Source organism: Bifidobacterium sp. (genome assembly GCF_022640935.1).
Taxonomy (GTDB): domain Bacteria; phylum Actinomycetota; class Actinomycetes; order Actinomycetales; family Bifidobacteriaceae; genus Bifidobacterium.
Genome location: NZ_JALCCV010000002.1, coordinates 15,215 through 27,880 on the forward strand (window position 1 = coordinate 15,215; position 12,666 = coordinate 27,880).

A 12,666-nucleotide genomic window follows, 5' to 3' on the forward strand; every position below is an offset into this window, starting at 1 on the left:
CGTTTCGGCGGGGTTTTGCGCATGTGCCGCCACACTTACGGTATGCGGTTTTGCAGCGAACTGTGCATGCCTGAGCGTCTGTTTCGTGCCAATACCCCCTCATTGGCGCTACATTCCGGATACCGACAAGACGCATTGCCGAAGTGAATCAGCGTTGTCGGTCATGATCTCAGCGTGACCGACAAGTGTGCGCAATCTCACGTCATTCCCTGGGCGATACACGAATTACCCTCTAGTAATTTGGCCTGAATTCTGTTAGGTTTGCCACTGGTACTTTCCCAAGGAATGGAGGCCGCGTACGGTGGTTGACAAACAAACACCCAACGCCGCGTCTGACATGGAGATGAGCCAATATGTGGCTGATCGAGAACGTGTCAACGAGGAGAAAATCAAGAAAGACGAGCAGATCCTCGATCAGTTCGGCGAATACGGCTATGGCTGGCATGATTCGGATGCCGCCGGCGAAGCCGCGAAAAAAGGCATCGACGAGGACGTGGTCCGTTCCATATCCGCCGACAAGGGAGAGCCGGAATGGATGCTCGACTACCGCCTGAAAGGCTATCAGGCGTTCCTCGACAAGCCCATGCCTGACTGGGGCGTGGATCTTTCGGAATTCCATGCCGAGAACTTCAAGTATTACGTCAAGCCGCTCGACAAACAGGCCAAGACCTGGGAAGACCTGCCAGACGACATCCGCAACACTTATGACAGGCTCGGCATCCCCGAGGCGGAAAAGAAGCGCCTGGTCTCCGGCGTCGCCGCGCAGTATGAGTCCGAAGTCATCTACAACTCGATTCGCGAGGACCTCAAGGAACAGGGCGTCATCTTCGTCGACACCGATACCGCGGTGCGCGATTATCCCGAATTGGTCAGGAAATACTTTGCCACCGTCATCCCGGCCGACGACAACAAGTTCGCCGCGCTGAACACGGCAGCCTGGTCCGGCGGCTCGTTCGTATACGTGCCCAAGGGCGTCCATGTCGACATCCCGCTGCAAGCCTATTTCCGCATCAATACGCCGAATATGGGCCAGTTCGAGCGCACGCTGATCATCGCCGACGAAGGCGCCTACGTGCATTACGTCGAAGGCTGCACTGCGCCGATCTACGCGACCGACTCGCTGCATGCGGCCAATGTCGAAATTGTCGTGGAGAAGGGCGCCCGCGTGCGCTACACGACCGTGCAGAATTGGTCGACCAACGTCTATAACCTCGTCACCCAGCGCGCCTACGTGCGCGAGGGCGGCACGATGGAGTGGATCGACGGCAACATCGGTTCCAAGGCCACGATGAAATATCCCTCCTGCATTCTCGCGGAGCCGTATGCCAAGGCGGAGACCATGTCGTTGGGCTTCGCGGGCGAAGGGCAGTATCAGGACACCGGCGCCAAAATGATCCATCTGGCGCCCCACACCAGCTCGACCATCGTCTCCAAATCGATCTCCCGCTCCGGCGGACGCGCCGCTTACCGCGGACTCGTCAAGATCATCAAGGGCGCGAAGGGCTCGAGCTCCTCCGTTGTGTGCGATGCGCTGCTGGTCGACGAGATCTCGCGCTCCGACACCTACCCACATGTGGATGTGCGCGAGGACGATGTCTCGATGGCCCATGAGGCCACGGTTTCCAAGGTCTCCGAAGACCAGCTCTTCTACCTGATGAGCCGCGGGCTCGAGGAGAAGGAAGCCATGGGCATGATCGTGCGTGGCTTTGTAGAGCCGATCAGCCGCGAGCTGCCAATGGAATACGCGCTGGAGTTGAACAGACTTGTGGAACTGCAGATGGAAGGATCGGTGGGCTGATGCCAGTCAAGGAAGTAACCATGCCAGTTGCGGATCATGGCAATCCATATGCCATGCCGGCCACCATGCCGTCGAGCGCCGACAAGGAGCCTCGCTCATTCGACCTCGACTTGTTCCCCATGCCGACGCGCAAGCAGGAAGACTGGCGCTTCACGCCGATCGACCGCATGGACGAGTTCTTCAGCGTCTTCAAGCCCAGCGGGCATACCACGGTCGCTGTATCGAATATCGACGGCTCCGCGCTCGACGAATCGCATGTGAGCGTAAGCACCGTGGCCTTGGGAGAAAGCCCTTCAGGAACAGTGAGCAAGCCCAGCGACCGCGCTTCAGTGGTGGAATGGAATTCGGGCACGAAAGCCGTCATAGTGCACCTGTCCGGCGAGCTCGATAAGCCGGTGCTGGTCAAGATTCAGGCCCGGGATTTCGCACTGGATGCCTTCCATCTCGTGATCGTCGCGGACGACAAATCCCACGGCGACATCGTGGTCGAACACGGCGGCGAGGCGCGCCTCGCCGAAGGCATCGAGCTGACCACCGGCAAGGACTCGCATATCTCCGCGACCTTCATCCAGGAATGGGAGAAGGGCTCGAAGCATATCGGCAACCATCGCATCCACGTCGGTGAAGGCGCGTCCTTGCGTCATTCGGTCGTGACACTGGGCGGCGACGTCGTGCGCATCCGCATGGATCAGGACTTTGGCGGCGAGGAAGGCGACCTCAACATGCTCGGCATTTACTTCGTCGACCCCGGCGAGCACATCGAGCACCGCACGATGGTGGTCCACAACCACCCCGAATGCAAGTCGCGCGTAGTTTACAAGGGTGCGCTCGACGGCAAGGCCGCGCATTCGACGTGGGTCGGCAACGCGCTGATCCTGCCGACCGCACCCGGCACCGACTCATACGAGCTCAACCGCAACCTGGTTCTGACGCCCGGCGCCGTCGCTGATTCCGAGCCGAATCTGGAGATCGAAAACGGCAACATCATCGGTGCAGGCCATGCCAGCTCGGTCGGCCGCTTCGACGATGAGGAACTGTTCTATTTGCAATCGCGCGGCATTCCCGAATCCGACGCCCGCAAGCTGGTCGTGCGCGGCTTCTTCGGCGAACTCGTCGAAGAAATCGGCGTGCCCGCGATATCCGAACATCTCATGACCGTGATCGACCGTCGGCTGTCTCGAGGAGAGAGCGGCGCTATGCAGGACGTACTGGAGGAGAAATAACAATGGCAACACTCGAAATCAAGGATCTCTACGCTTCCGTGGAAACCAAGGAAGGCCGCAAACAGATTCTCAAAGGCGCAAGCCTGACCGTCAACTCCGGCGAGACCCACGCGATCATGGGTCCCAACGGCTCGGGAAAGTCGACGCTGGCTTACACGCTGGCAGGCCACCCCAAGTACATCGTCGATTCGGGCCAGGCGCTACTCGATGGGCAGGATCTGCTCAAAATGACTGCCGACGAACGGGCGCACGCCGGGCTGTTCCTGGCCATGCAGTACCCGGTCGAGGTGCCGGGCGTGTCGATGACCAACTTCCTGCGCACCGCAAAGACGGAGATCGACGGCAAGGCGCCGGCGATCCGCGCTTGGAGCAAAGAGCTGAACGGGGCCATGAAACGGCTGCGCATGGACCCGAAGTTCGCCTCGCGTTCGGTGAACGAGGGCTTCTCCGGCGGCGAGAAGAAACGTGCCGAAGTCCTCCAGCTCGAGCTCCTGAAGCCCAAGTTCGCGGTGCTGGACGAAACTGACTCCGGCCTTGACGTCGACGCCCTGCGCATCGTGTCCGAAGGCGTCAATCGCGCCAAAGACAACACGGGACTGGGCATCCTCATGGTGACGCATTACACGCGCATCCTGCGCTATATCAAGCCCGATATCGTGCACGTGTTCGCCAACGGCCGCTTCGTCAAGACCGGAGGGCCCGAGCTGGCCGACGAGCTTGAGGAATCCGGGTACGATCAGTATCTGCCGGAAGGCTCAGATTCCGAGTCCGCTTTGGCCTAGGGTTCCTGTGTTGTCGGGGATTGGGCGGATATCTATGTTGTTCTGGATACCCAGGGCCGTTAGGACAAGCCTACGCCTGAACAACACAGATCTGCACAATCCGCTGGTGACAGAAATCTTTTCGGCAGTTGTGTTTTTTGAGCGCGGAAGTAGTTTGCGCCGCCATTAGGTAAGTTGTTCTTCGCTGTTCGAGTGAAGGTCTTTACATGTGGGGGCGGGTTGCATAGGCTGGCAACAGACGTTTCAGCGTGTGGTGGTGGCGAGGAGAAGATGATGGCTGATTTTGAGGCTATTCGCGACGAGTTTCCGATTCTGGATCAGAGCATCCACGGGCATCCGCTCGTGTATTTGGATTCGGCGGCCACGTCGCAAAAGCCACGGGTGGTGATCGACGCGGAGGACGAGTTCTACCGCACCATCAACGCCGGCGTGCACCGCGGGGCGCATGAGCTTGCCGCCCGCAGCACCGAGGCATTCGAAACCGCGCGCGCCAAGGTCGCCAAACTGGTCGGCGCCGACTTCGGGGAAGGTCATGAGGAGATCGTAGTCACTGCGGGCGCCACGGCCAGTCTCAATCTGCTCGCCACCGCCTTCGGCAATGCGTCCTTGGGACGTGGGGGAGCGGCGGCGCGACGCTTCGCGCTCAAGCCCGGCGACGAGATCGTGGTCTCCAAAGCCGAGCACCATTCGGTGCTGCTGCCGTTCCAGGAGCTGGCTGCGCGCACCGGGGCGATGTTGCGCTGGTTCGACCTGAGCGAGGACGGCCGTATCCAAGCTGATAGGGCGGACGAAGTGATCACGCCGCGCACGAAAGTCGTCGCCATTACGCATATATCGAATGTGACTGGCGCGGTGACCGATCTGGCGCCGATCGTCGCGCGGGCGCACGAGGTCGGTGCCGTGTTCGTGCTGGACGCCTGCCAGTCCGTACCGCATCTGCCGGTTGATTTCCATGCGCTTGATGTGGACTTCGCCGCATGGAGCGCCCATAAGATGTACGGACCCACCGGCGTCGGCTTCCTCTATGGCCGTCGCGAACTGCTGGAGGCTTTGCCGCCGGCGTCCTTCGGAGGTTCGATGGTCGAATTGGCTTGGCTGGATCAGCCAGCGCAATACATGGAGCCGCCCGCACGATTCGAAGCTGGCACACAGCCGGTCGCGCAGGTCGTCGCGGCCGGTGTCGCCGCGGACTGGATGCGTGCGATCGGCATGGAGAACATCGCGGCGCATGAGCATGCGATAGCCGGGGAGCTGCTCAAGCTCGGCGATATCGACGGCATACGCATCCTCGGGCCGCGTGACAACCATGATCGTATCGGCACGGTGGCGTTCGATGTCGCCGGCGTGCACCCGCATGACGTCGGGCAATTCATCGATGCGCAGGGCATAGCCATCCGCGTGGGCCATCATTGCGCGCAGCCCGTGCACCGGCATTTCGGGTTGTATGCGTCCAATCGCGCGTCCACCGGCGTTTACACCAGCCTCGAAGACACGAGGGCGCTGCTTGCAGCTGCTGGTCATGTGCGCACATTCTTCGGGCTGTGAAGGGTTGTGATTGTGGCAGGCGCTGACAGGACCGGCGACGGCGCAGAACGGCGCATAAGGCGGCAGGCCTCATGCCATCCTATGATGCATGCGAATGACGCATGTGAAATAGCCGGTTGTGATATGAACGACGGTACGAGGGCAACGATATGAGCGATTTCGGCATGAGTGACAACGAGCTTGAGCAGATGTACCAAGAGGTCATCCTCGATGCGGCTCGAAACCCGCATGGCAGGGAGCATTTCGCGCAAGACCTCTCCCGAGAGCCAGGCGAGGCGACAGCTGCGAACCAAGGCGACACCACGCTGCGCGCGAACCATGCATATTGCACGCCTGGCGAATCTCACCAGTTCAACCCGACCTGCGGCGACGAGGTCACCGTCCATGTCGAAATCGGCAAGGATGATCCGCGACGCATCGAACGGCTGGTGTGGGACGGCCAGGGCTGCTCCATCTCGCAGGCGAGCCTGTCGGTGATGACCGACTTGGTCAACGGTAAAACGGTGGACGAGGCTATGCGGCTGTTCGCCATTTTCCACCGCCTCATGCAATCGCGCGGGGCTGGTCTTGACAACGACGAGGACGACGAGGCCTTGGGCGACGCAGTGGTGTTCCAAGGCGCATCGAAATACCCCATGCGCATCAAATGCGCGCTGCTGGGCTGGGAAGGGCTCAAAGACTCGCTGGCCAAGGCGCTGGCTGCGCGGGCATAAGAGGCGGTTGCGGGTAAGCGAACCCACAGTGGCAATGTGACGGCGGCGACTTTACGGTGGTGAAAGAACCGAAGATGGCGAAAACAATTGAGCATAGCGAACAAAGGACACGATATGAGTGAACAGGGCAATCTCGTCCCCGAGCCGCAATCGACGATATTCGATTCGATCAACCGCGCTGTCGGCGATGAGAAAACCGCGCGGCAGGTCTACGCCAACCCCCAGCTGGCCGCGACGCTGACCGAAGCCGGCGCGGCATCGAACAAACAACCGGCTGAAGGCGATCGCGCGGGCGATTGCTGCGGCGGCAGTGGCCAATGCGGTTGCAACGATGATGCTGAGGGGCCCGCCGACGGAATCGCGCTCAAAGCCGTGGACGACATCGGCAGGGCGACGGCGTCCGACATTAAAGAGGCTATGCATCAGGTCATCGACCCGGAACTGGGCATTGACGTGATTGATCTTGGACTGGTCTACGGCATCGAGGTCGATGAGCTGGGCCGCGCCATCATCACTATGACGCTGACGACCCCGGCCTGCCCGCTCACCGATCTGATCGAGGACGAATGCGCGAGCACTTTGGCCGGGCTGGTCGAGGAATTCCGCATCGACTGGACATGGGATCCACTGTGGACGCTTGACAAGATAACGCCGGAAGGCCGCGACCAGCTCGCGGCCATAGGCTTCAACTTGGAGAACATGCCGAAATACTGATCAGCCTCAAGCACAAGGGGTCTCAGTCGTCGACAATGGTGCCTTTGGGCACTACTGTTATGCCGTCGGCGGTTACCGTGAACCCGCGCGCAAGATCATGCTCCGTGTCGATGCCGACTGTGGAGTTCTCGGTGAGTACGACGTTTTTGTCGAGGATCGCCTTGTAAACGCGGGCGCGGCGATTGATGACCACGCCGTCGAAGAGGATCGAATCTACGACCTGGGCCCACGAATGAATGCGCACGGCGGGGGAGAGCACGGAATGGTGCACTTCGCCGCCCGATACGATGACGCCGTTCGAGACGATCGAATCGGTGGCATGACCGAGCCGATCGCGGCCGGCGTGCACGAATTTGGCCGGCGGCAAATTGCCTGACATCGTGTAGATCGGCCAGTCCTGGTTGTACAGATTGAACTCGGGCGTGTATGCGATCAAATCCATATGCGCATCATAGAACTGCTTGATCGTGCCCACATCGCGCCAATAGGCGTGATCGGTGGGCGTGGCGCCCGGCACTTCATTCGAATTGAAGTCGTAGACGCCGGCCTCGTTGCGCGAGGCGAAGTAGGGCGCGATGTCCCCGCCCATGTCGTGCTTGGTGTTGTCGGCCTTCTCATCCAGGGACAAAGCCGCGAACAGCGCATCGGTGTTCGCCACATAATTGCCCATCGAGGCGAGGATCTGGTCGGGGGCGTCCGGCAGTCCCGACGTGGTCTTCGGCTTCTCCTGGAAGCTTTTGATCGTCTTGGGATGCTCGGGATCCACTTCGATCACGCCGAACTGGTCCGACTGGCTGATCTGCTGGCGGATGCCGGCCACCGTGAACTCCGCGCCGGATTCGATGTGCTGGCGCACCATCTGCTCGTAATCCATGCGGTAGACGTGGTCGGCGCCGACAATGACGACGATATCCGGTCGCTCATCCTCGATGATGTTCACAGTCTGGTAGATGGCGTCTGCGGAACCCAGATACCAGTGCTTGCCGAGGCGCTGCTGCGCGGGGACTGGCGAAACATATTCGTCCATCAGCGGCGAGAAGCGCCAGACGCGCGAGATATGGCGGTCCAGTGAATGCGACTTGTACTGGGTGAGCACAATGGTTTTCGAATATCCCGAATTGACCAGATTGCTCAGCGGGAAATCGATCAGGCGGAACACGCCGCCGAACGGAACGGCCGGCTTCGCCCGGTCCCGCGTCAAAGGCATGAGGCGGGTCCCCTCGCCACCCGCCAACACTATGGACAGAATCTTAGGACTCTTCGCCATCTGGACTCCTCTCCTAGAGCGTCTCGCGACACCGTTGGGCGTATGCAGATTTGCTTCCTCGCAAACCTGTGATGTGTCCATAATCGCACATAAGTCCCGACACGCAAGACAATCCGCCGGGCGAGTCTCACAGAAAACGGGCTAATGCAGCGAATCTCACATTTTGTCTACCGCATCTGCGCGGCGACGGGTCGCATAGAAGGCGACGGCGCTGGAGGCGGCCACATTGAGGCTGTCCACATCGTGGCTCATGGGGATACTGACGGTCAGATCGGCACTGGAGATCGTTCGGTGCGACAGCCCGTCGCCTTCGGTGCCGAAGATCAGCGCGAGCTTGTCGATATGATTCGGTTCCCATGAAGTTGAGGCCAGTCTCCGGGTCAGCTCGGCCAGACTGATCGAATCGTCGTCAAGCGCCATGGCGACCGTGGTGAAGCCGAGATCGCGCAGCTCGGCCATGCCTTGCACGGGCCAGTAATGGCTGTTGTCTCCGCCGATGCGAGTCCACGGAATCTGGAAGACGGTGCCCATGGATACCCGTGCGGCGCGGCGGTAGAGCGGGTCCCCGCAGGAAGGCGTCACGAGCACCGCGTCCACATCGAGCGCGGCCGCGGAGCGCATCAGCGCGCCGACATTGGTATGGTCGACGATATTCTCCATGACGGCGATTCGATGCGCGCCTTCACAGACTTCGGCGACGCTGGGAAGCGGCCAGCGACGCATCGCCGAAAGCGCACCACGGTGCAGACGGTACCCGGTCAACCGTTTCAACTGCGCCGGCGAAGCGACGTACACGGGGATATTCGCGCCCCAGCACTGATCGACCACGGCGAAAGTCGAAGCCATGCCTTCGATCCATGGCTCTTCGACAAGCAGAGACATCGGCTCGCGGCCAGCGGCCAACGCCCGGTCTATGACTTTGGGGGATTCGGCGATGAACAGTCCCTTTTCCGGTTCGAGACGGTTGCGCAGCTGCAGCTCGGTGAGATTCGTATAGGCCGCGACACGTTCGTCATCGACCGAATCAAGGGCTATGAAACGCATGTGGAGCCTTTCTGCTGCTTTTCGTCGTTGTTCTCCCGCCGGGAGCCGTGGTGCAGCCGATGGCAGCGGAGGCCGCGCGATATGCAAAAACCCTTGGTTTCCCAAGGGTTTTAACGTATTTTTCGAAGCGGTGTCCGGAACGGGAGTTGAACCCGTACGCCTGTATAAATTAGGCACTAGCACCTCAAGCTAGCGCGTCTACCATTCCGCCACCCGGACAGATTGCTATAGGCAACGTGTAGAACTATATCACTTTTTGTTCGCACGGCCACGGGTGTGTCGAGCCGTTACACGAAGAGTCCGTGGGCTCTCCGCAGGCGAGGTGAGGACCTGCTCAGGGTCCTGAGGGTTGTGTTTGCGAGTATTTCAAGTTTTGCAGTCGGGACAGATTGCCGTTAAAACGGTAAAACCATCGAGAAAGAAATATGTCAATCGGGCAAGGCGCGATAATTCCCTGTTGTAGCCTAGAACGCATGACCGACCCTCTGTTCGTGCTTGATACCATACGCGAGAACACCCCTTTGACCAGCGACGAGCTGCATGCCGGCTGGAATCTCACACTGCCTGATACTGTCAGACGACACGCCGTCCAAGTCATGCGTCTGCGCGGCGGCGACGCCCTGCAGCTCAGCGACGGCAGCGGGCTGCGGGTGCGTGCGACGCTGGTCGATCCGGCGCAGGGCATCGCCCGGGTCAACGAGGTGGGGCGGGAGCCGCGGCCCACGACACGGCTCGCCTTGATCCAGGCATTGGCGAAGACCGGCCGTGACGAGCAGGCTATCGATATGGCCACCCAGATCGGCGTCGACGGGGTGATCCCCTGGCAGGCCGAACGTTCCATCGCCAAGTGGAAGGAAGGGCGCAGCGACAGGAAGTGGCGGCAGACGCTCGGCGCCGCCACGGAGCAATCGCGACGCGCCTGGGTGCCTGAGCTCGGCCCGTGCTCGTCCAGCAAGCAGGTGCTGGCCATGTGCAGGCGCGCCAGCGTGCATGGCGATCTGGTCATCGTGCTGCATCAGGACGCCACCACGACATGGGGCGATATCGAGGAGCGTGTTTCGGCGCTGGCCCAACGTTGCCTCGCAGACGGCCGAGAACGCACGATTTCCGTGGTTGTCGGGCCCGAGGGCGGCATCAGCGAGCGTGAGATCACGCAGTTCGCGGGCGCCGGAGCCCAGGTATGCGTCCTGGGATCGACGATCATGCGGGCTTCGAGCGCAGGCCCGGTGGCGCTGGCTCTGCTGTCCAGGGCGCTGGGACGTTTCGCGTAGTCGTTTTCGAATAGCTGGTTTCAAGCAGGGCTGCGATATGCTGTTTCGCCTTGTTGCTCCGCAATCAACCCGACATCGCATCCCAGGGTACTTATCCGCGCGAGGCAATATCATGGAGCCGGGCGCATACGATATTCGAACGTCCGAGAAGGAGCATGATGAGCGCATCTGACGATTGCCTGTTCTGTGCGATAGCAGCAGGGCGGATCCCCAGCGAAGCCGTGTATGAAGACGAGACCACGTACGCGTTCAAAGACATCAATCCCAAAGCCAAAGTCCATGTGCTGATCATCCCGCGCAAGCATTACGGCAATATCGCCGAGCTGGCCAAGAACGACCCTGCGCAACTGACGCATATGGTCGAGGTGGCGCAAGGCATCGCCGACAAGACATTTCACGGGGAATTCCGTTTGGTATTCAACACCGGCCGGGACGCCGGGCAATCAGTGTTCCATGTGCACGCCCATGTGCTCACCGGCGAAGTACTGAGCGAGTAGGAGTTCATTGGCTACTACGACACGAACCATCACGATTCCCGGCGATCTCGATCCGGTCGCTGTATTCGGACCGGTCGACGAGGTCATCCGTGAGGTCGAAAACGCCTTTCCCGAGCTGACGTTCGTCGTGCGCGGCAACCGCGTCGCCATCCTGTCGCGCTCCAAGCATGCGCAGGGCGATGCCGACAAGGCGCAGAACGTCGTCGAGACGATCATCCAGGCGGCATACACCGCGCCATTGGACGCCGACGCCGTGCGCCGCATGCTCGAACGCGACGTGCTGCGCAACCATGTGCGCGCCCGCGAAACCGTGTTCGCCTCCGACAGCGCAGCTTCCCGCACGCTGTCTGCCGCCACCGCCGCGCAACAGGCCCGGATGGCGCGGCTCTCGCATCATGAGGGCGGGAGCGCAGCTGGCAGGCCGCGGATCCCGGGCGTGATCACCTACGCGTCCAATGTGCCCATCCGCGCCAAGACCCCTGGGCAGATCCGCTACGTCAATGCCATCGAATCGCATGTCATCACCTTTGGAATCGGCCCGGCCGGCACCGGCAAGACCTATCTCGCCGTGGCCAAGGCCGTGCGGGCATTCCAAGACAGACGCGTGCGCCGCATCGTGCTGACGAGGCCTGCGGTCGAGGCGGGGGAGAGCTTGGGGTTCCTGCCCGGCACTCTGAACGAGAAGGTCGATCCATATCTGCGGCCGCTGTATGACGCGCTGTCCGACATGCTCGGTGCCGCGCAGCTCAAGCGCTACATGGACGACGGCACGATCGAGGTCGCGCCGTTGGCCTATATGCGCGGCCGTACGCTCAACGACGCCTTCGTGATTCTCGACGAGGCGCAGAACACGACCGAACAGCAGATGAAGATGTTCCTGACGCGGCTTGGCTTCAACACGACGATGGTGATCACCGGCGATGTCACGCAGATCGATCTGGCCGTCCCACGTTCCGGGTTGGCCACGATCGAGCCGGTGCTTGGCGGCATCGACGATATCGCCTTCGTGCATCTCGATTCGAGCGATGTGGTGCGCCATGCCCTGGTGGGGCGCATCGTCGAGGCCTACGACCGCCATGCGGGCAAAGGCGGCGGATACAGCCTCGCGCGGCGGGGCATTGCGAAGAACGCGGACGACACGAATAAGGCAGCTGGCACGAATGACGGTTTCGCACAACGCAACGATGCCGAGGGCAACGGCGCCGGAAACAATGCTGCTGCGCACAATGGCGCCAAAGACAGCACGAAGGGAACGCGATGAGCGTCGAAGTCAACAACGAGACCATCTGGCAGTTCGATGCCAAGGTCTTCTCCGAACTGGGGTTGTGGGTCATGGACCAGATGCGCGTGAGCACGCAGTCCGACCTCACGATCCTCTTCGTCGATCCTGACCCGATCGCGCGTCTGCACGAGCGGTGGATGAGTCTCGAAGGGCCGACCGACGTCATGAGCTTCCCTATGGATGAGCTGCGCCCCGGTGATGGCAAAACCGTCATGGAGGGGGTTCTGGGCGATATCGTCATCTGCCCGTGGGTCGCGGCCCAGCAGGCCGCGGCGGCAGGCCACGGCACGATGCAGGAGATGCTGCTGCTGACCATCCACGGCACGTTGCACCTGCTTGGCTACGACCACGTCACCCCGGACCAGGAACGGCAGATGTTCGCGTTGCAGCGCCAATTATTGCTCACGTTCATGGCGGCGCGAGGCGAGTCGATCGGCCAGGCGACCCTTCCGGAAGGGTCGGCCGATGCTTTGGCCAGCTATGATGCCGTACAAGCCCACCCTGAGGTCGGCAAGCAGGAAGACAGTTGA

At 61.1% G+C, this 12,666-nt stretch carries 12 protein-coding genes and 1 tRNA gene; 10 read left to right on the forward strand and 3 right to left on the reverse strand.

Translation table 11 applies throughout. The annotated features are described in order from the left end of the window. Positions 1 to 337: 337 nt before the first annotated feature. The 6 genes from sufB to LKG04_RS00950 all read left to right on the forward strand — a co-directional run bounded on the left by sufB (position 338) and on the right by LKG04_RS00950 (position 6,775). Positions 338 to 1,798, forward strand: coding sequence for a Fe-S cluster assembly protein SufB (gene sufB, locus LKG04_RS00925; protein ID WP_291761942.1), 1,461 nt, complete (start codon positions 338 to 340; stop codon positions 1,796 to 1,798). Then, a complete protein-coding gene (gene sufD / locus LKG04_RS00930; RefSeq protein ID WP_291761902.1) occupies positions 1,798 to 3,021 on the forward strand; it encodes a Fe-S cluster assembly protein SufD in 1,224 nt (407 codons plus the stop codon). Before sufB ends, sufD begins: the two co-directional genes overlap by 1 nt. Before the next feature lie 2 nt (positions 3,022 to 3,023). After that, the gene (sufC, locus tag LKG04_RS00935) at positions 3,024 to 3,803 is read left to right on the forward strand and encodes a Fe-S cluster assembly ATPase SufC (protein WP_291761903.1); all 780 of its coding nucleotides are present in this window, start codon (positions 3,024 to 3,026) and stop codon (positions 3,801 to 3,803) included. A gap of 273 nt (positions 3,804 to 4,076) precedes the next feature. Beyond that, positions 4,077 to 5,348, forward strand: coding sequence for a SufS family cysteine desulfurase (locus LKG04_RS00940; RefSeq protein WP_291761905.1), 1,272 nt, complete (start codon positions 4,077 to 4,079; stop codon positions 5,346 to 5,348). A 149-nt stretch (positions 5,349 to 5,497) separates the two neighbouring features. Further along, entirely contained in the window at positions 5,498 to 6,061 is a 564-nt protein-coding gene (gene sufU / locus LKG04_RS00945; RefSeq protein WP_291761907.1) for a Fe-S cluster assembly sulfur transfer protein SufU, read from the forward strand. Positions 6,062 to 6,175: 114 nt separating this feature from the next. After that, on the forward strand, positions 6,176 to 6,775 hold the full coding sequence (locus tag LKG04_RS00950) for a metal-sulfur cluster assembly factor (RefSeq protein ID WP_291761909.1): 600 nt from the start codon (positions 6,176 to 6,178) through the stop codon (positions 6,773 to 6,775). A gap of 22 nt (positions 6,776 to 6,797) precedes the next feature. Here LKG04_RS00950 and glgC read toward each other — a convergent pair whose 3' ends face one another. From glgC to LKG04_RS00965, 3 genes are all read right to left on the reverse strand, one after another. Beyond that, positions 6,798 to 8,042 carry a glucose-1-phosphate adenylyltransferase gene (gene glgC, locus LKG04_RS00955; protein WP_291761911.1) on the reverse strand — a complete coding sequence of 415 codons (1,245 nt, stop codon included), beginning with the start codon at positions 8,040 to 8,042 and terminating at the stop codon, positions 6,798 to 6,800. A 156-nt stretch (positions 8,043 to 8,198) separates the two neighbouring features. Continuing rightward, positions 8,199 to 9,086 carry a TrmH family RNA methyltransferase gene (locus tag LKG04_RS00960; protein WP_291761913.1) on the reverse strand — a complete coding sequence of 296 codons (888 nt, stop codon included), beginning with the start codon at positions 9,084 to 9,086 and terminating at the stop codon, positions 8,199 to 8,201. Between the two features lie 131 nt (positions 9,087 to 9,217). Then, positions 9,218 to 9,305 (reverse strand) — tRNA-Leu (locus tag LKG04_RS00965). Between the two features lie 254 nt (positions 9,306 to 9,559). Between LKG04_RS00965 and LKG04_RS00970 the strand changes: the two genes are divergently transcribed. The 4 genes from LKG04_RS00970 to ybeY all read left to right on the forward strand — a co-directional run bounded on the left by LKG04_RS00970 (position 9,560) and on the right by ybeY (position 12,666). Next, a complete protein-coding gene (locus LKG04_RS00970) occupies positions 9,560 to 10,357 on the forward strand; it encodes a 16S rRNA (uracil(1498)-N(3))-methyltransferase (RefSeq protein WP_291761915.1) in 798 nt (265 codons plus the stop codon). A 158-nt stretch (positions 10,358 to 10,515) separates the two neighbouring features. Continuing rightward, positions 10,516 to 10,854 (forward strand): histidine triad nucleotide-binding protein, encoded by a 339-nt coding sequence (locus LKG04_RS00975; protein ID WP_291761944.1) that lies wholly within the window; start codon positions 10,516 to 10,518, stop codon positions 10,852 to 10,854. A gap of 7 nt (positions 10,855 to 10,861) precedes the next feature. Continuing rightward, positions 10,862 to 12,115 (forward strand): PhoH family protein, encoded by a 1,254-nt coding sequence (locus tag LKG04_RS00980; protein WP_291761917.1) that lies wholly within the window; start codon positions 10,862 to 10,864, stop codon positions 12,113 to 12,115. Next, positions 12,112 to 12,666 carry an rRNA maturation RNase YbeY gene (gene ybeY, locus LKG04_RS00985; protein ID WP_291761919.1) on the forward strand — a complete coding sequence of 185 codons (555 nt, stop codon included), beginning with the start codon at positions 12,112 to 12,114 and terminating at the stop codon, positions 12,664 to 12,666. The genes LKG04_RS00980 and ybeY overlap by 4 nt, the downstream gene beginning before the upstream one ends.

Excerpts from the sequence above, each read along its gene's own strand:
- sufB (WP_291761942.1), top strand. The coding sequence starts at position 338 with ATGGAGATGAGCCAATATGTGGCTGATCGAGAACGTGTCAACGAGGAG.
- sufD (WP_291761902.1), top strand. The coding sequence starts at position 1,798 with ATGCCAGTCAAGGAAGTAACCATGCCAGTTGCGGATCATGGCAATCCA.
- sufC (WP_291761903.1), top strand. The coding sequence starts at position 3,024 with ATGGCAACACTCGAAATCAAGGATCTCTACGCTTCCGTGGAAACCAAG.
- LKG04_RS00940 (WP_291761905.1), top strand. The coding sequence starts at position 4,077 with ATGGCTGATTTTGAGGCTATTCGCGACGAGTTTCCGATTCTGGATCAG.
- sufU (WP_291761907.1), top strand. The coding sequence starts at position 5,498 with ATGAGCGATTTCGGCATGAGTGACAACGAGCTTGAGCAGATGTACCAA.
- LKG04_RS00950 (WP_291761909.1), top strand. The coding sequence starts at position 6,176 with ATGAGTGAACAGGGCAATCTCGTCCCCGAGCCGCAATCGACGATATTC.
- glgC (WP_291761911.1), bottom strand. The coding sequence starts at position 8,042 with ATGGCGAAGAGTCCTAAGATTCTGTCCATAGTGTTGGCGGGTGGCGAG.
- LKG04_RS00960 (WP_291761913.1), bottom strand. The coding sequence starts at position 9,086 with ATGCGTTTCATAGCCCTTGATTCGGTCGATGACGAACGTGTCGCGGCC.
- LKG04_RS00970 (WP_291761915.1), top strand. The coding sequence starts at position 9,560 with ATGACCGACCCTCTGTTCGTGCTTGATACCATACGCGAGAACACCCCT.
- LKG04_RS00975 (WP_291761944.1), top strand. The coding sequence starts at position 10,516 with ATGAGCGCATCTGACGATTGCCTGTTCTGTGCGATAGCAGCAGGGCGG.
- ybeY (WP_291761919.1), top strand. The coding sequence starts at position 12,112 with ATGAGCGTCGAAGTCAACAACGAGACCATCTGGCAGTTCGATGCCAAG.